A 17,214-nucleotide genomic window follows, 5' to 3' on the forward strand; every position below is an offset into this window, starting at 1 on the left:
CACCACCCATCGCGCCGCCGCCGCCGCCCGCCGTGGTGGCGGTGCTCGCGCCCTGGGGAGGAGCCGTGGTGCCCGCCGCGCCGCCACTCACGTCGAGGGTGCCCGTGATGGCGGGACTGGCGCTGGAGAGCAGGTGGATGATGCCGCCACCGCCACCGCCGCCACCGCCCTTGCCCGCGCCGCCCGCGTTGTTGGCATCTCCACCGCGAGCGCCCACCGCGCGGATGAATCCCCCCACCGTCACGTTGACCTTGCCCACGATGACGACGACTCCACCCGCGCCACCGCCAGCGCCGACGGTGTTGCTCACCGCGGGACCGCCCGCATCGCCATTCGCGTTGATGACGCCGCCCGATGGCACCCGCACCGTGCCCTGCGAGAGGATGACCAGCGAGCCGCCACCTCCGGAGCCCGTCACCCCCGCGACCTTCGCGCCTGAGCCACCGCCCGTGGGACCCGGCCGCAGGAGCTGCGCGGCCTGGAGCGGCTGCAGGCCCAGGCCCTTCTGCGGCTCGCCAGCGGCGGACCGGGACACGCCCGCCGTCGCGGGACCCGCGCCGCTGTCCTCGGTGCCCTGGTCCACGATGATGGTGCCGTTGATGGTGACGTCCCCCGTGGCGCGGATGACCGTGCCGCTCGGAACGATGAGGGTGCCGGTGACAGTCACCGTCGTGAACTGGAGGTGCTGCCGCCCCGCCAGGGTGTTGAAGCCACCGGCCGTGGTGAGGTCCAACGTGTTGCCGGAGGCGACGGTCAGCGCGCCACCCGAGCCGTCACCATAGACGCCCGTCGAACCCGCCGGCCCCTGCGGACCCGTCGCGCCGGTTGCACCCGTCGCGCCCGTCGCACCCGTTGCACCGGGGGTGCCCGGCGTACCCTGCGCGCCCGTCGCACCGGGAACGCCCTGGGGACCCTGGGCCCCCGCGCACACGTACCGCGTCAGCGCCGCATTGACCTCACCCGCGTCCAGCGCGCCGTTGCCGTTGGCGTCCTGCCCGAACTGGAGCCGCACACCGCCCGTGGCGCAGTTGGCGCCCGCCGGCTCGGCGGCCGTCGCCGCCACCGAGTGGAGGCCCGCGGCGCCCTGCGGACCCGTCTGCCCTTGCAGACCCTGCGGACCCGTCTGCCCTTGCACGCCCTGCGGACCCTGGGGCCCCGCGCACACGAAGCGCGTCAGCGCATCGTTGACCTCGGCGGTGTCCAGCGTGCCATTGCGGTTGGTGTCCACGCCCACTTCCAGCTTCACGCCACCGGTGGCGCAGTTCGCTCCGGCCCCTTCGGCCGACGTGCGCACCAGCGCGCTCAAGCCCGTGGCGCCCTGCTGTCCCTGCTGCCCCTCCGGCCCCGTCCCGCCCTGAGGCCCTTGAGGCCCCACCGGGCCCACGGGCCCCACCGGACCCACGGGGCCCACGCCGCCCGTCGCGCCGACCTCACCCTGCGGACCCTGGACGCCCTGCTGTCCCTGCGGCCCCTGCGGACCCTCGGCGCCACGAGGACCCTCGGCGCCACGAGGACCTTCGACACCCTGCGGACCCTGCGCGCCGTTGCACACGTAGCTGGTGACATCCACCTCTTCGTCATCCAGGTCGTCGTCCTCGTTGTCGTCGACGCCCGCCTCCAGCTTCACGCCGCCGGTGGCGCAGTTGGCACCCGCGGGCTCCACGGTCGTACGGGCCACGGCGGGCTTTCCTTCCTCACCCCGAGGCCCGTTGGCGGGACCCGCGGGACCCTCGGGACCTTGCGGCCCCACTGGGCCGACTGGACCCACGTCACCGTTGTCTCCCTTGGGGCCCACCTCGCCCTGCGCGCCTTCTGAACCGGCGGGACCTTGAGTGCCCGTTGGACCGGCGGGACCCGCGGGACCTTGCGGCCCCTGGGGACCTTGAGGGCCCTCCGAGCCTTCTTTGCAGGCGGACAACAGCAACAGCGCCGTCATCGGTAGCGCGCGCAGGCCCCGCGTCCAGTACGTGGGGTGTCGCCAGTTCATATGAGCCATGGGGTGGTTCTCCTCGTCGTGCAACTCAGGGCCGCAGCGCAGAGCAAGTCACGAGCCAGGATGGATTTGCTTGGGGTGTGCGCCCCACTCAGCAGGGCGTGAGGGATTGTGACCTGAAAGGGCTCGCGTGAAATAGCCCTCCCCTCGCGTTCCGTGCGAACGCGACTCGCGTCACGCCGGAACGCATGACGCGACAAGGCACATGACGCGAAGTCTTCACGCCCACTCTGGAAGCAGGCGCCCCACAGCGCGCCCCGACTCCAAAGTGACCCACGTATGAAGAGTGGCCGATGCTTTGCTCAGGACACAAACGCGTGCTGAGTTTCGCGTGAAACACACACACTCAAGCAACGAAAGGCGTACACGTGTCCGAGCCCTATATCGGTGAAATCAAGCTTTTCGCGGGAAACTTTGCTCCGCGGGGTTGGCAGTTCTGCCAGGGCCAGATTCTCCCCATCGCGCAGAACACCGCGCTCTTCTCCATCCTGGGCACGACGTATGGAGGCAATGGGACGACGACCTTCGCGCTGCCGGACCTGCGCGGTCGCTATCCCATGCAGCCAGGCCAGGGGCCGGGCCTGTCGCCGCGGACGCTGGGTGAGCAGGGCGGTACTGAGACGGTGACGCTGGTTTCGACGCAGATGCCGGCGCACAACCACACGCTCAACGTCAGCTCGCAGCAGGGCGACACGGAGACCCCCATCGGCGTGGTGCTGGCGACGGACAGCACGGCGACGGTCCTCAACTACCGGGCCGCGCCCATCGACGGGACGATGAACCCGGCCGCCATCGGAATCGCGGGCGGCAACCAGCCGCACAACAACATGTCGCCGTTCCTGTGCCTCAACTTCATCATCGCGATGGAAGGCGTCTTCCCCTCGCGCAACTGACGCCGGAGTTCACGGGCGAGACGCGCCTCTTGGAGCGGGGCGCGTGCGGCATCGTCAGTGTCCGCGCCTGAACACGCCGTGCCTGGAGTCCGGGGCACGGGTGAGGCGGACCTGACATCCACCGGCGCCTCGGTGCGGGGAGGCTGGCATCCAGGCGCGGCACTGCATACCCCACGAGGCGAGGCGCGCGTCGCGTGGGGGTCCGGTGGCGGAGCAGGGGGATACGAGGCAGGGCTCCCAGGTGACACCGAAGACGGTGCTCACCGTGTGCTTCGTGGTGCTGGCGGTGCTGGCGCTCGTGGTGCTGGTGGTGCGCACGCGGGTCGCCCTGACGCTGACGGGCATCGCGGCGCTGCTGGCGCTGGCGCTGGAGCACGGCGTCTCGCGGCTGGAGCGGTGGAAGATGCCGCGGGCGCTGGCCATCGCGACGATGTTGCTCGCCGCGCTGACGGTGCTGGCGCTGCTGGCGTTGCTGGTGATTCCGGCGGCGGCGGCGCAGGTGGATGCGCTGGTGGTGCAGTGGCCCCACCTCTGGCAGGAGGTGCGCGAGTCACGTCCCTTCCGGGGGCTGAGCGAGCGGCTGCAGAACCTGGGGTGGGCGCGGCAGCTCGAGGACGCCACGCCGGAGCTCGCCACGGGGACGTTGCCGAGGCTGGTGGTGCAGGCCATCGGCAGCATGGTGGGGCTGGTGGGAGGGGCGCTCAGCGTCTTCTTCCTCGTCGTCTTCATGCTCGTCTTCGGAGGGGGACTGTTGAAGCGGCTGCTGGATTTGCCGACGCCGGAGCACCGGATGCGCTACGTGCGCGTGCTGCGCAACGTGTACCGGGCCACGGGTGGGTACCTGATGGGGCTCACGCTCATCTGCACCTTCAACGCGCTGCTCACGTCCACGGTGCTGGCGGTGCTGGGGGTGCCGTACTTCCTGCCGCTGGGCATCGTGAGTGGCTTCTCCAGCATGGTGCCCTACGCGGGGCCGGTGATGGCGGGAAGCCTCATCACGCTGCTGACGTGGGCGACGGGCGGGATGTGGATGGCGCTGGGGGTGCTGACGTACTTCGTGCTGTACGGGCAGTTGGAGGGCAACGTGCTGGCGCCGCTCGTGTTCCGGCGCACGGTGCACGTCAACCCGCTGCTCATCCTGCTGGCGGTGCTGTTCTGCGCGGAGCTGGCGGGCGTCGTCGGCGCGGTGGTGGCGGTGCCCGTCGCGGCCACGGTGCAGATTCTCATCCGGGAGATGCTCCTGTTCCGACAGGAGCGCAGCCTCGCCCGCGTGGGCTCCTCCGTGTTGCCACCCGGGCCGTCCTGACGAGCTTCCGTCAGCCGCGCGCCACCTCTCGCAGCGACTCCTCCACGCCGGCCAGCAGCTCGTCGAGCGCGGCGTCGGGGATGTTGAGCGCGGGCGCGATGTACACGGTGTCCCCGAGCGGGCGCAGGTAGAGCCCGCGTCGCCGCGCCGCCTCGTACACGCGCCACCCGCTGCTCGCGAGATACCCTCCGCCGCCCAGGTCCACCGCGCCCACCATGCCGATGGCGCGCGGACGCACGAGCCCGGGGAGCGTCGCCGCCATGCGCTCGAAGGCGGCCTTCACCTTCGGCGCCTTGCGAGCCACCTGCCCCAGCACGTCCTCGTCGCGATACACGGCCAGCACTTCGCGGGCGACGGCCGCGCCCAGCGGGTTGCCGCAGTACGAGTGCCCGTAGTACAGCGCGCGCGACGCGGCCCCGAGGAAGCCCGAGAAGATGCGCTCGGACGCGAGCGTCACGGCGAACGGCATCAGTCCGCCCGAGAGGGCCTTGGCCAGACAGAGCAGGTCCGGCACCACGCCCGCCAGGTCCACGGCGAAGCGAGCCCCCGTGCGGCCCAGGCCGGTGAAGACCTCGTCGGCGATGAGGAAGGTGTCCACCGCGCGGGTGGCCTCGCGCACCGCGCGCAGGAAGTCCGGCGAGTACATCTGCATGCCGGCGGCGCCCTGGATGATGGGCTCGACGATGACGCCGGCGATTTCGTCCGGGTGCTCGCGCAGCGCGGCCTGGACCTGGGCGAAGGCGCGCTCCCAGCCACCCTCCTCCGCCGGAGACGGCACGTGCACCACGTCGAAGAGGAGCGGTCCGAAGACCTCGCGGAACAGGGGCACGCCGCCCACGCTGGTGGAGCCGATGGTCTCCCCGTGGAACGCGCCGGAGAGGGTGATGAAGCGCGTGCGCCCAGGCTGGCCGTTCTGCGCCCAGTACTGGGCGGTCATCTTGATGGCCACCTCCACCGCGGTGCTGCCGTTGTCGGAGAAGAAGGCGCGCGTCAGCCGCTCACCGGCGGGCAGCTCCGGCCGGTCCGCGCCAGGCGCAATCGCCGCCAGCTCCGAGGCGAGCGCCGCGGCGGGCTCGTGGGTGATGCCCGCGAGCGAGACATGCGGCAGCCTGCCCGCCTGCTCGGTGAGGGCGCGCAGGAGGCGCGGGTGGCGGTGGCCCAGGGTGGACACCCACCAGGAGCCATTCGCGTCGAGGTAGCGCCGGCCATCCACGTCGAAGAGGTAGGGCCCCTCCGCGCGGGAGATGACCAGCGGGTCGGTCCCCGCGATGTACGCCTCCATGGCGGTGTACGGGTGCCAGACGTGCCCCTTGTCCAGCTTGACGATGTCGGCCCGCTCCACGTGTGCACCCCTTCTCGACGAGTGTGAGGAGGTGCTCCGTACCGGAAATCGAGCCCCTGTCATCGCGCGTCATGCCCTGGCGCGGTGCGTCCGACTGATGGGGGCCTGAAGTCAGGGCCCACCCGGCCGCCTTCCGGGGGCAACTTCCGGCCGGGGATGACGTGGCCATGACATGGCCGGTGTTTTCCTGGCTCTGACACCGACCCGGGAAAGCGCCATGGCCGTCCTCGTCTTCTTCGTTTCGCACTGGCTGCTCTGTGTCTTCTTCCAGAGCTTCTTCCAGCACCGGTACTCCGCGCACCGCATGTACACCATGGGTCCGCGCACGGAGCGGGTGATGCACCTGCTCACGTACCTGGTGCAGGGCTCGTCGTACCTGTCGCCCAAGGCCTACGCGATTCTGCACCGCGAGCACCATGCCTTCTCGGACACGGAGAAGGACCCGCACTCGCCGCACTTCTTCACGGACGTGTTCCGGATGATGTTGCACACGAAGAAGCGCTACGAGGACTACACGGCGGGCCGGGGGCAGCCGGAGGCCCGGTTCCTCGGCGGCTATCCCGAGTGGCCGTTGGTGGACGACACGCTGCGCACGTCCTGGGCGGCGACGGTGTTCTGGGTGGGGCTGTACACGTCGTTCTACGTGGCCTTCGCGACGGCGCCCTGGCAGTTCCTGCTGTTGCCGGTGCACTTCCTGATGGGACCTGTGCACGGGGCCATCGTGAACTGGTGCGGGCACAAGTACGGCTACCGGAACTTCGAAGGCGGCGACAAGTCGCGCAACACGCTGCCCATCGAGGTGCTCTGCATGGGTGAGCTGTTCCAGAACAACCACCACAAGTTCGGCAGCAGCCCCAACTTCGCGGCGCGCAAGTTCGAAATCGACCCCACGTGGCAGGTGATGCGCGTGCTGGCGAAGCTGGGGGTCATCCGCATCGCGACGCCGCAGCGGGCGGTGTGGCCGGAGCCTCGGCGAGAGGCCGCGCACGACGCGGGCGCCGCCCGGGCGGCCTGAGTCCGTCGTCCCCTGAGTGGACCGAACCGGAGGGAAGAGGCCCCGAAGCCTCCTCCCCCGGCGAACGGGCCGCCTGGCTGGAAGGACCGCCAGCGCGCCGAACCGAGGAGGCTCCTCGGTGAACGGGCCTCCTGGCAGCCAGGACACGCGAGCGCCGCGCCTCCGAGAGGCCGCGAGCCGAGCCCGAGCCCGGCAGGGGCGCGCGGATCAGAGCGAGCTGGCGGGTAGGCGGGCCGGAGGCCGACACAAGCCCACGGCCAGGCGGCGCGAACGCGGGGCGCGCGTTAAAACCCACCCCCGTGCCCACAGACACCTCACTCCGCCTCCGCATCCTCGACGCAGTGACAGACGTCCCGGCCGCTGACTGGGACGCGCTCGCCGGTCCGGACGCGCCGCCCTTCGCGCGCCACGCCTGGCTGGCGGCGATGGAGGAGAGCGGCAGCGCGACCGAGGAAACGGGTTGGGCGCCGCACCACCTGACGCTGTGGCGAGGCAAGAAGCTGGTGGCGGCAGCGCCCGCGTACCGGAAGTTCCACAGCATGGGTGAGTACATCTACGACTTCGGGTGGGCGGATGCGGCGGCCCGGCTCGGGGTGGAGTACTACCCGAAGCTCATCGTCGGAGGGCCGCTGTCCCCGGCCACGGTGCCGCGCATGCTCATCGCCCAGGGGGAGGACGTGCCGGCGTTGCGCAAGGCGCTGCTGTCCGCGGCGGTGGAGAGCGCGCAGGAGACGGGGTGCTCCTCCGTGCACATCCTGTATCCGACGGACGAGGAGGCGGACTTCCTGGAGGAGCAGGGGCTGGCGCGGCGGGTGACGCTCCAGTTCCAGTGGAAGAACCCGGGCTACGCCAGCTACGACGAATACCTGTCGCGCTTCGACTCCAAGCGACGCAATCAGTTCAAGCGCGAGCGGGCGGCGGCGGCCACGCAGGGAATCACGCTGCGCACGGTGCGAAGCGAGGAGCTGACACCGGCGCACGCGAAGCGCGCGTATGCGTTCTACGAGGCCACGTGCGAGCGACACTCCTGGGGCCGGATACAGCTCACACCGGGGTTCTTCTCGCGAGTGTTCAAGGCGATGCCGGACACGGTGGAGATGGTGGAGGCGGTGCGCGAGGGACGGGTCATCGCGGGGGCCTTCAACCTGGCGACGAAGGAGCGGCTGTACGGACGCTATTGGGGGAGCACCGAGACGCATCCGTTCCTGCACTTCCACGTGTGCCTGTACCACTCGGTGGACGACTGCATCCGAGCGGGGCGCAAGGTGTTCGAGCCGGGCGCGGGTGGCGAGCACAAGGTGTCCCGGGGCTTCGAGCCCACGGCGGTGCACAGCGCGCACGTGATTTTCGACCGCCGGTTGGACAGCGCGGTGCGCGACTACGTGAGACGCGAGCGCGCACGATTGAGCATGGCGGTGGAAGAGGCGGAGCAGATCTCCGGTCTCAAGCCCTGGCCCCTGCCGAAAACCTAGACAGGGACCGCTCGGGCCCAATCCCAGACAGACACCTGGCTCACCGGACCGGGTGTGTCGTCCAACGCTTCCCGTCCACACTCGAGGCCAGCACGTGGCTTCCGGCCAGCCACAGCCGGTCATCTCCCACGACGAGCCGGCCCACGTCCGACACGTTCCTCGCCACGGACGACTCCTTGGGAACGGCACACCGCTCGAAGCCCGAGGCATCCACGCGGTAGACGTTGTCCTCATCCGCCACGAAGAACTCGCCATTCCACCGCTCGGCCGAGTGGATGCGCCCGACGCGAGCGACGACGCGACACGCCTCCGCCGTGCCCAGGATGACGTCCCCCTGCGTCGTCCCGGCGACCACATCGCCCGAGGGGAAACACCGCACGAACGACACCTCCCCGCGCGGGAACGAATGGACCTCGCGCCAGCCGCCCTCCCCATGCATCCAGATGCTCCGGCCGCCCGCGTAGAGCACCCGCGCCCCATCCGCCCCTGGACAGCTGTCCAGCGCGAGCACCCGCCCCGGCAACTGCCCCAGCGACTGCGTCCAGCGCAGGGCCCCCTCGGCGCGCACGAGCAGCCCTACCTCCGCGGGCGAGTCGAGCTCGAAACCCCGGCTCCCCGCCATCACGATGTCCTCACCGCTGAAGCACACCCGCGTCTCCACCAGACCCACCGGAACGCCCTCGTACTCCAGCGACTCCCACTTCCCGCTTTCGCTCGAACGGATGGCCAGGAAGTGCGCCGAGCCGCCATACGAGACCAACGCCCCATGGCGGTTGGCTCCCAGTCGACACAGGGCGTCGATGGTCCCCACCACCACTGCCCTCTCCAGGGTCCACGCGCCCGCCGTGCGCACCGCTACATGCTGGTAATCATCCACCTCGAACCTGGCGTCGTCCGGGTCGGAGTCGGAGTCGACCAGGCCCCAGTACGCCTCCGCGTCCACGGGCTGGTTCCACTCCTCGACCGGGCCCGGACCGCCTCCGAAGTCATTGTCCGGATGGGGGTGGCTGACGACCAGCATCAGCTCCTGCGCGTCACGGATGCAGCCTCCCGACACGACGCCCCGAAACGCATGCTCCACGCGGCCCCTCCCAGGCGGAAACCTCGGCTCCCCGCCTATCCCACCAGGGGGAGACAGGCCAGCGCCCCCACCCTTTCCGAGGCTCCGGAGGGCAGCCGGGAGGGAGGGCCCCTGTTTCCCATCCGCCAGCCGCGAGGGGGGACCCTCACGTGGAAGTTGTGAAACCGGGGTGACCCTCTAGAGTGGGGCCGTCATGAAAGCACCGGAGACGAACGAAGACTTCCTGCAGTGGTACGAGGACTGCTGGGCGGACCGCGATGAAGTCGAGTACCCCAAGACGTTCGGCGCCATTGATGAAGGCGTCTTCACCCTCGACCAGACGGATGCCATCCAAGCCTGGATGGAGAGCGACCTCGCACAGGTAGAAGGTGAAGCGGACCCCAACTGGGGCCCCATGGGCGTGCGCGTCGCGTCGCCGAGCCCGGACTACCCCTACTGGACCTATGTCACCAGCGGGCTGTCCAACCCCTTCACCGTGGTCCCTGGTGAGGAGTTCCCCGACGAGTCACCCAGTGGCCTCGGTTACGAGATGGTCATCCACACGCCGGAGCAGGCCAAGTGGCCCGTGTTCCGGCTGCTGGACATGATGGCCTACAACCTCGTGACGTTGCGCGCCTTCGCCCTCAACCACCGCTACCCGGTGGAAGGCGCGCTCGACGGCGGAGACTCCAAGCTGGGCGGCTTCGTCTTCGTCAAGGACCCGTCCCGCCCCGACCACTTCATCCTGCCCAGCGGCAGGGTGGAGCTGCTCACGCTCGTGGGCGTCACCAAGAACGAGATGGCCTTCGCGCGCTCCAACGGCCTGGACAAGCTGATGGAGAGGCTGATTGCCGCCGGCACCGGGTACATCACCCACCCGGACCGCGAGGAAGTGAAGCTGTAGTCACCCGCTCCGAGCCACGCGCGCCAGCGGCCCCAGGGCCCTGGCGCGCGGAGGTGCTCCCTCCACCAGCGCCCGCAGCGTCCCCGGGTCGAACGGCTTCTCGATTCGAGGCAGCGGCACCGTCTGCAGGAAGGTGCGCGCCCGCTCGGTGAACGCGCCGCCCGTCATGAAGACGAAGCGCGACAGCAGCTCCGGCCCGCGCGACAGCAGCTCCGCGTGCAGGTCCATCCCCGTCACATCCGCCATCATCAAGTCGCAGAAGACGCGGTCGAAGTCCGCGTCCCGCTCCAGCAGCTCCAGCGCTTCCCGCCCGCTGTGCGTCACCACCACCTCGTGGTGCTTGCCGAGCAGCCGCCGCAGGAGCGACGCGAGCTGCGGCTCGTCGTCCACCACCAGCACCCGCTTGCGCTCCGGCACGTCCTGCGTCGCGCCCTTCGCCACCGCGTCCGGCACCGCCTCCGTCATCGGCAGGCGCACGCTGAAGGTGCTGCCCAGGCCCGGCGTCGTGTTGACGGTGAGCTCCCCGCGCATGCTGCGCACCATGCCCAGGCTCGTGGACAAGCCCAGTCCGCTGCCCTCGCCCACCGCGCGCGTGGTGAAGAAGGGCTCGAAGACGCGCTCGGCGACCTCGGGCGTCATGCCGTGGCCCGTGTCCGACACCTCCACCACCACCCACGGCCCCTCCACTCGCGTGGAGAGCGTGACGCGGTGCCGGGTGAAGTCCCCCTCCGGAATCGCATGCGCCGCGTTGACGAGCAGGTGCAGGAACACCTGCCCCAGCCGCGCCTCGTGCGCCATCACCGTGGGCACCTCGGCGAAGCGGCGCTCCACCTCCGCGCGGTAGCGCAGGTGCGGCATGGCCATGGAGAGCCCGAACTCCAGCGCCGCGTGCACGTCCACCGGGGACAGGTGTGGCTCGTCCGCGCGGGCGAACGTCTGCAAGTCACGGACGATGACGCGGATGCGCTCGGCGCCCTCGCGGGCCTCGCGCAGCGCCTCCAGCGCCTCGGCCAGGGGCGCGTTCTTTCCGAGGACGCCCCCCTCCATCGACAGCTCCAACTGCTCCAGCGCGAACTGGAGGTTGCCGCTGACATAGGAGAGCGGGTTGTTGATTTCGTGGCCCACGCCCTCGGCGAGCTGCCCCGCCATGGCCAGCTTCTCCGACTGCACCAGGCGCTCGCGCGCGGCGACCAGCTCCTCGGTGCGCTCACGCACCAGGGCCTCCGCTTCGAGTCGTCCGGAGTGCTCGCGCGTCAGCAGGGCATCGCGCTCCGCCTCCGCGCGCTTCTTGCCGGTGACGTCGCGCGAGAAGACGGAGACGTTCTGGCCCGAGCACCAGGCGTGCACCTCGTGCCACCGGTCCGGGGAGGTGCGCACCTCGAAGATGGTGGAGGAGCCTTCGGCGGCGACACGGCGCAGCTCTCGCTCGAACAGCGTGCCGACCAGCTCCGGACAGGCCTGCCACAGCAGCTTGCGGAAGACCTGCTCCTGCGTGCGGCCGGTGATTTCGGCGGCCTGCCGGTTGACGTAGGTGATGCGCCACTCGGCGTCCACGGTGAAGAAGGCCTCGGGCGTGCTCTCCAGCACGTCGCGCACCCAGTCCAGCGTGTCGCGCAGACCCTCTTCCATGCGCAGGGCGCTGGTGACGTCGCGCAGGCGCAACAGCACACCGTCGCGCAGCGGCACCGCGGTGCCGAGCAACCACGCATCCCCTTCCGGGAAGCTGTCCGCGGCGGGCCTGCCTGACTCCACCACCTGCTTGAGCACCGCCAGCCGTCCGCCCAGGCCGGCGACGGGGGACATGTCCTTCAGCCTCAGGCCGCGCAGCGAGTCGGTGCCCCGGCCCAGCGCGCGCGACGCGGCGGGGTTGGACCAGAGCCACTCGAAGTCGGTGATGACGCCGGACTCGTCGCGCACGGCGCGCAACACCATGCACCCTTCCGAGTCATGGCGCTCCGCCTCCTCCAGTGCATCCAGCAGCGCATCCGCGCCCGGGACTGCCTGTCTCGTGTCCGTCGCCGACATGCCCCGCCCGCTCCGGACATCCACAACACCCGGAGGCAAAAGCTCCGGAACCCCATCACGGGGCGGCAATTCCTGGAAACGTCCGGAGTCCCCGCATGTCGCCATGAAAGGGCGGCAGGCACAAGCCGAGGCTGCGAGGCACACATCCTCCTCCCTGACACCTTGGAGCACCGGGTTGAATACGATGAACCTACCTCTCTCGTGTCCCCTTCTTTCCAGGGAGCGGACCAGGATGCGCCACTCGACATGACGCCCACGCTCATCACCTCCGTCAGCTTCACGCCGCTCGACTTGCCGTTGACGGAGCCGTTCGCCATCGCCACGGGGGCGCAGCACGTCGCGCAGAACGTGCTGGTGCGATTGACGCTGGCGGACGGCACGGTGGGGCTGGGCGAGGCGGCGCCCTTCCCCGCCGTGAGTGGGGAGACGCAGTCGGGCACGCTCGCGGCGCTGGAGGCGATGCAGGCGGGGCTGTTGGGCAAGGACGTGCGTGCGTGGCGGCCGTTGTCGGAGGCGCTCGGGGATGGGCTCGCGCTGGCGCCGGCGGGACGCGCGGGGGTGGAGATGGCGGTGCTGGATGCGCTGGCGCGGCATCACCGCGTGCCGCTGTACGTCATGTTCGGCGGCGCGGGGACGGTGCTGGACATCGACATGACGGTGACGGCGGGTGATGTGCCGCACGCGGCGGAGTCGGCGCGAGCCATCTTGAAGCGAGGCATCACCACGCTGAAGGTGAAGGTGGGGGCGCTCGCGCCGGACGAGGACGCGGCGCGGATGGTGGCGATTCACGAGGTGGCGCCCCAGGCGCGGCTGTTCGCGGATGCGAATGGCGGTTACGACGTGGCGGAGGCGCTGGCGTTCTTGAAGGAGCTGGAGCGGGCGGACGTGCCGCTCGCGCTGTTGGAGCAGCCGGTGCCGGCGGCGGACTTCGCGGGCATGGCGGAAGTCTGTCGGCGCTCCAAGGTGCGCATCTGCGCGGACGAGTCAGCGCGCTCGGCGAAGGACGTGCTGCGGCTCATCCGCGAGGGGGCGGCGCACGGCATCAACATCAAGACGATGAAGTGCGGCGTGGTGGAGGCGCTGACGATGTGGAGCCTGGCGCGAGCGGCGGGGATGGAGCTGATGGTGGGAGGGATGGTGGAGAGCGTGCTGGCGATGAGCGCGTCGGCGCATCTGGCGTCGGGGCTGGGTGGCTTCACTTACGCGGACCTGGACACGCCGCTGTTCATCGCTCGGCATCCGTTCCAGGGAGGGCTGCGCTACGAGGGCGCGCGGCTGCACCTGGACGCGGATGCGGTGGGGCACGGCGTCACGCTGGTGTGACTCGCGCGTGAATCATCGAGCTAGGATGGAGCCATGAGCGTGGCCGTCTGTGTGGGATGCGGCGAGACGAAGGAAGGCGCTTTCGACCCGTGTGACGGCTGCGGACTGGACCCCGCTCGCGGCGGGACGGACCGGATGCTCCAGGCGCGCAGCCTGCTGCTCTCGGAGCGGTTCTACTCCGAGGAGGCGCTGAAGGAGTTCGGGCGGAAGATTCGGGTGGGCGAGCCGGTGACCTACGACACGGGGCAGATGTCACAGCTCGTGGAGGAGCTGAAGACGCAGAAGCTGCCCGTCATCTCCCGCGCGTCGCCGGGCTGCTCCATCGTGACGTGGAGCATGCTGGGCATGTTGGTGCTGCTCGCGGCGGGGCTCGCGTACCTGTACGGCACCTCGAAGCACTGAAGCGGGTTCAGCGCGGCGAGAGCGCGACCGACGCCACGTCGAGCGCCTTGTCGAGCTGCGGGTCCTTGCCGGCGGCGAAGGGGAGCGAGTCGGGGACCTCCACGTCCACGGGGACGCCCTGGCCTTCGAGGCGGACGCCGTCGACTTCGATGTCCTCCACGGCGAGGTAGAGCAGGTCGCCGTTGGACAGGCGCAGCGGAGTGCCGGCGAGGACGGCGCCGGCGGTGCGTTGACCGACGAGGGTGGCCAGGGCGTGCTGTTTCATGACGAGGGCCACCATCTCCTTGCCACTGCGGGAGTTGCCGTTGACGAGCAGGACGACGGGCTTTCGCCAGGTGGCGGACCAGTCGTTGCGGCGGCCCTCGCGGCTGATGCGGGTGAAGACGGGGACGGTGCGGTTGAAGAGGTTGAGGAGGGTGGGATTGCAGCCGCCCCAGCCGTCGCGGAAGTCGATGACCAGTGCGTCCGCGTCGGAGAACTCTCCGGCGAGGGTCTCCTCGAGCAGGTCCTGATGCTCGGGGCCGGCGCACGAGTAGAGCTGCTGGTAGGCCACGCGACGGCCGCCACGTTCGACGATGCGCGAGCTGGCCTTCTGGGTGTCGAGCCACTCTGTCTTGGGGTTGATGATGCGCGGGGTGATGGTGAGGTTGAGCGGCGTGGCGCCTTGGGTGCGCTCGACGGAGAAGCGCGTGGACTTGCCGACGCGGCTCGCGAGCGAGGTCAGTGACTTGAGGGGTTTGTCATTGATGGAGATGAGGCGATCGCCGCGAAGCAGGCCGGCCTTGGCGGCGGGGCCGTTGGCGAAGACGTGGCGGACGAAGAAGCCTTCGGGGGTCTCCGTGACATCGGCGCCGATGCTGGGGGCGTCGACCTTGGGGAGCTTGAGGTGGCGCTGGAAGATGGAGGACAGGCCGGCGAAGCCCTCGCTGCCGCGCGGGTAGAGGGCGGTGTGGGAGGCGTTGAGCTCGGCGAGGGCGGTGCGCGTGAGGCGGGCGAAGTCCTCCGCGTGGGTGGCGGCGGCGCCATAGCCCTGGTGCTTCGCGGCCCAGGCCTCACCCCGCTTCGCGTCATGGAAGCGCGTGCGGACATATTCGACGACTTCGTCACCGGGCTTCAGGAACGGGGACGCGGCGTGGGTCGCGGTGGTGAGCAGGGCGACGACCAACAAAATTCGAGGATAGAGGCGCTTCACCATGGCTTCGAGTTCCTCCTGACACCTTCACCACCGTGGACAGTACCCAAACTTCTTCATGGTCGAGGAGAGGCGGCCCTGGAGCGCACGAAAGTCACGGGGGCGAGGTCCGAGCGGACACGTAGCTCCCAGGTGGCCTGGGGTACTGACTCATTGAGTCGCCTGTCAGCGTCGTCTGGTACTGCCAGGGTGTGCCCGCCTCGCGGCGGGCCTCTTGCCGGGGCCTACCATGACGCTTCGTTGGGTGGTGTCGCTGCTCCTGTTGATGGCCGCCACCGGCTGCGCGACGAGTCGAGTCGTGCGGCTGGAGACCGGGGAGGACTCCTTCCTCGTCACTCCTCACGAGGAGCCCGACGCGGAAGTGAGTGCGGCGGTACTCGAAGACGACGAATTCGAGGTGGCCCTCACCGAGCTGGCACGGGATGTTCCCCCCTCTCGCAATCCCATGCAGGTCGCGCGGGACCGGTTCGGCGTTCCGTCGCGGAGTGGGGTGTATGGGTATGAGCGTGGGTCCTCGCGACTCATCCCCCAGCGAGGAGGGGAGGTGGACGGCCCCCGCCTGTTGGAGGACTACGCGGACGAGGCGCTGACGCGCGCCTACGGCCAGTGGTGCAAGAGGAAGAACCGACCCGGGGATTGCTTGCGCCTGCTGGACGAGGGCCCGCTGCTGGCCAGCGATGGCAAGTACACCTGGGCCCTGGCCATCGCCATGGACTCGGTCTGGGAGGAGACCTCCGAAGCATTGGAGGGCATGACGGACCCCCAGGCAGTCGTGGCTGGTATCGCCGCCTCCGCGACGATGTACCTGCTCTTGTGGTCGCTGCCGGAGCCGGTGAGTAAAGGCGTGGCGGCGACCCTGACGGCCTGCCTCATCGCCTACCTGGGCGTGGACACGGTGTGGAGCATGCTGGACGGGTGGCTGACGCTGGTGCGCCAGGTGGACCGGGCGACGAGCTTCGAGCAACTCCAGGCGGCGGGGGAGGCGTACGGCGAGGTGCTCGGGGAGAACGCGGCGCGCGTCTTCGTCATGCTGGCCACGGTGGCCATTGGGAACACGGCGGGGCTGGCGGCGAAGTCAGTGGGGTTGCCGGGCTCCGCCCAGGCGGCCATGGCCGTGGAGTCCCAAGCGGGCCTCCAGTACGCGGCCGTGGGCAGCGTGAGTTCAGTCGCCTTGACGGCGGAGGGCTTCACCATCGCGCTCGCTCCGAACGCCGTGGCCATGGCGAGCCAGAGCGGGCGTGGCGAGCGCCATCACATCGCCACGAACAAGAACGATGTCTCCGCCGCGCGCGGCGGGCCCTGGACGCCGGAGTTCCGAAAGCTCTTCCGAAGGGCCGGGATGGACCTGAAAGACCAGGAGAACCTCGTCGAAGTCGTGGGTCACAAGGGGCCGCATCCGCAGCAGTATCACGAGTACGTCTACGAGCGCCTGAGGTCGGCCTTGGGACAGTGCCGAAAGGTGGAGGATTGCCGGAAGGCCCTCACGGAGGAGCTACGCAAGCTCGCCAGAGAAGCGCAGACTCAAGGAACAAAAATCCACAGGCTTTTGACTCGGGACCCGTGAGGACTCTAGGAAGTCCACCATGCCGAATCCGTCTCGATACTTCAGGCTCAAGCCAGACATACAAGCCGGGAACTGGTCTCTGGGGGACCCGCTGGAAGAGACGGGCAACGAGGTCGAAGACATCTGGCAATTCGCCGAGGGACGGCCCCTCCAGATAACGGGCCGTCTGACGTTTCCCATCGAGGAGCCTGGAAGGTGGTTGGACTACTGCGCGGCGGGCGCTGGCATGGCTCCCGTTGTCCACGTCAGGGTGGCCAACATCTTCGCTGAGCTGGCGCCCGATGATGTGCAATTGATACCCGTCGATGTCGAAGGTCGCCCGGAACAGCATGTCTTGCTCATCGCCACAAAGCTGATCCGCTGCATCGATGACGAAGCCTCGGAGGAGATAATGTATTGGAAGCCCGAGGATGAGCGACCGGAAAAGCTCGGTCAGTACCGCAGCGTGGCGGGGATGCGGATCGACCGCACGAAAGTAGGCGGCGCGAAGGTCTTCCGCACCTGGGGATGGGAGATCGCCCTCGTCATCTCCGAGGACCTCAAGGTGGCCCTGGAGCGCGCGAAAGTCACAGGGGCGAAGTTCGAGGAAGTCTGAGCGGACAACGTAGCTCCCGGCATCTCTTCAAACTACTTCATGGACAGGCAGCGGGCTGGGCGTGACCTCTCAAGGGGTGCGCTCCAGCGGCTGGAGACGTCGTCCCGAGCGGAGTGCAGGCTCCCTCG

At 69.5% G+C, this 17,214-nt stretch carries 14 protein-coding genes; 9 read left to right on the plus strand and 5 right to left on the minus strand.

The features are described 5' to 3' along the window. Positions 1 to 1,678, minus strand: a 1,678-nt coding sequence (locus G4D83_RS26380; protein WP_240356605.1) for a DUF7151 family protein, incomplete at its 3' end; no start/stop codon positions are given. Positions 1,679 to 2,361: 683 nt separating this feature from the next. On the opposite strand from G4D83_RS26380, the gene G4D83_RS26385 reads away from it, so the two are divergent. Together G4D83_RS26385 and G4D83_RS26390 are read left to right on the plus strand one after the other, a co-directional pair. Next, positions 2,362 to 2,886 carry a phage tail protein gene (locus G4D83_RS26385; protein ID WP_163867607.1) on the plus strand — a complete coding sequence of 175 codons (525 nt, stop codon included), beginning with the start codon at positions 2,362 to 2,364 and terminating at the stop codon, positions 2,884 to 2,886. A 241-nt stretch (positions 2,887 to 3,127) separates the two neighbouring features. After that, complete coding sequence (locus G4D83_RS26390; RefSeq protein WP_240356607.1) at positions 3,128 to 4,192, plus strand: AI-2E family transporter; 1,065 nt, start codon at positions 3,128 to 3,130, stop codon at positions 4,190 to 4,192. A gap of 10 nt (positions 4,193 to 4,202) precedes the next feature. On the opposite strand, the gene bioA is transcribed toward G4D83_RS26390, so the two are convergent. Beyond that, positions 4,203 to 5,534: an adenosylmethionine--8-amino-7-oxononanoate transaminase gene (gene bioA / locus G4D83_RS26395; RefSeq protein WP_163867608.1), complete on the minus strand. Its 1,332-nt coding sequence runs from the start codon at positions 5,532 to 5,534 to the stop codon at positions 4,203 to 4,205. A 217-nt stretch (positions 5,535 to 5,751) separates the two neighbouring features. On the opposite strand from bioA, the gene G4D83_RS26400 reads away from it, so the two are divergent. Together G4D83_RS26400 and G4D83_RS26405 are read left to right on the plus strand one after the other, a co-directional pair. After that, a complete protein-coding gene (locus tag G4D83_RS26400; protein ID WP_163867609.1) occupies positions 5,752 to 6,549 on the plus strand; it encodes an acyl-CoA desaturase in 798 nt (265 codons plus the stop codon). Positions 6,550 to 6,848: 299 nt separating this feature from the next. Next, the gene (locus G4D83_RS26405; protein WP_163867610.1) at positions 6,849 to 8,021 is read left to right on the plus strand and encodes a GNAT family N-acetyltransferase; all 1,173 of its coding nucleotides are present in this window, start codon (positions 6,849 to 6,851) and stop codon (positions 8,019 to 8,021) included. A 40-nt stretch (positions 8,022 to 8,061) separates the two neighbouring features. Here G4D83_RS26405 and G4D83_RS26410 read toward each other — a convergent pair whose 3' ends face one another. Then, complete coding sequence (locus tag G4D83_RS26410) at positions 8,062 to 9,102, minus strand: hypothetical protein (RefSeq protein WP_163867611.1); 1,041 nt, start codon at positions 9,100 to 9,102, stop codon at positions 8,062 to 8,064. A 193-nt stretch (positions 9,103 to 9,295) separates the two neighbouring features. Here G4D83_RS26410 and G4D83_RS26415 point away from each other — a divergent pair, with 193 nt between their 5' ends. After that, a complete protein-coding gene (locus tag G4D83_RS26415) occupies positions 9,296 to 9,985 on the plus strand; it encodes a suppressor of fused domain protein (protein WP_163867612.1) in 690 nt (229 codons plus the stop codon). On the opposite strand, the gene G4D83_RS26420 is transcribed toward G4D83_RS26415, so the two are convergent. Then, complete coding sequence (locus tag G4D83_RS26420) at positions 9,986 to 12,010, minus strand: ATP-binding protein (RefSeq protein WP_163867613.1); 2,025 nt, start codon at positions 12,008 to 12,010, stop codon at positions 9,986 to 9,988. Between the two features lie 246 nt (positions 12,011 to 12,256). Between G4D83_RS26420 and G4D83_RS26425 the strand changes: the two genes are divergently transcribed. Continuing rightward, the gene (locus tag G4D83_RS26425) at positions 12,257 to 13,333 is read left to right on the plus strand and encodes a dipeptide epimerase (RefSeq protein WP_163867614.1); all 1,077 of its coding nucleotides are present in this window, start codon (positions 12,257 to 12,259) and stop codon (positions 13,331 to 13,333) included. Between the two features lie 33 nt (positions 13,334 to 13,366). Continuing rightward, a complete protein-coding gene (locus tag G4D83_RS26430; protein ID WP_163867615.1) occupies positions 13,367 to 13,735 on the plus strand; it encodes a hypothetical protein in 369 nt (122 codons plus the stop codon). A gap of 7 nt (positions 13,736 to 13,742) precedes the next feature. Here G4D83_RS26430 and G4D83_RS26435 read toward each other — a convergent pair whose 3' ends face one another. After that, the gene (locus G4D83_RS26435; protein WP_163867616.1) at positions 13,743 to 14,930 is read right to left on the minus strand and encodes a S41 family peptidase; all 1,188 of its coding nucleotides are present in this window, start codon (positions 14,928 to 14,930) and stop codon (positions 13,743 to 13,745) included. Between the two features lie 226 nt (positions 14,931 to 15,156). Between G4D83_RS26435 and G4D83_RS26440 the strand changes: the two genes are divergently transcribed. Next, entirely contained in the window at positions 15,157 to 16,491 is a 1,335-nt protein-coding gene (locus tag G4D83_RS26440; protein ID WP_163867617.1) for an AHH domain-containing protein, read from the plus strand. A 19-nt stretch (positions 16,492 to 16,510) separates the two neighbouring features. Continuing rightward, entirely contained in the window at positions 16,511 to 17,086 is a 576-nt protein-coding gene (locus G4D83_RS26445; protein ID WP_163867618.1) for an imm11 family protein, read from the plus strand. The last annotated feature ends 128 nt before the right edge of the window (positions 17,087 to 17,214 follow it).

It is taken from the genome of Myxococcus eversor (assembly GCF_010894455.1).
Classification (GTDB): Bacteria; Myxococcota; Myxococcia; order Myxococcales; family Myxococcaceae; genus Myxococcus; species Myxococcus eversor.

What these genes read in the sequence shown, in the direction of transcription:
- G4D83_RS26400 (WP_163867609.1), top strand. Translation starts at nt 5,752, where the DNA reads ATGGCCGTCCTCGTCTTCTTCGTTTCGCACTGGCTGCTCTGTGTCTTC.
- G4D83_RS26415 (WP_163867612.1), top strand. Translation starts at nt 9,296, where the DNA reads ATGAAAGCACCGGAGACGAACGAAGACTTCCTGCAGTGGTACGAGGAC.
- G4D83_RS26420 (WP_163867613.1), bottom strand. Translation starts at nt 12,010, where the DNA reads ATGTCGGCGACGGACACGAGACAGGCAGTCCCGGGCGCGGATGCGCTG.
- G4D83_RS26425 (WP_163867614.1), top strand. Translation starts at nt 12,257, where the DNA reads ATGACGCCCACGCTCATCACCTCCGTCAGCTTCACGCCGCTCGACTTG.
- G4D83_RS26430 (WP_163867615.1), top strand. Translation starts at nt 13,367, where the DNA reads ATGAGCGTGGCCGTCTGTGTGGGATGCGGCGAGACGAAGGAAGGCGCT.
- G4D83_RS26435 (WP_163867616.1), bottom strand. Translation starts at nt 14,930, where the DNA reads ATGGTGAAGCGCCTCTATCCTCGAATTTTGTTGGTCGTCGCCCTGCTC.
- G4D83_RS26440 (WP_163867617.1), top strand. Translation starts at nt 15,157, where the DNA reads ATGACGCTTCGTTGGGTGGTGTCGCTGCTCCTGTTGATGGCCGCCACC.
- G4D83_RS26445 (WP_163867618.1), top strand. Translation starts at nt 16,511, where the DNA reads ATGCCGAATCCGTCTCGATACTTCAGGCTCAAGCCAGACATACAAGCC.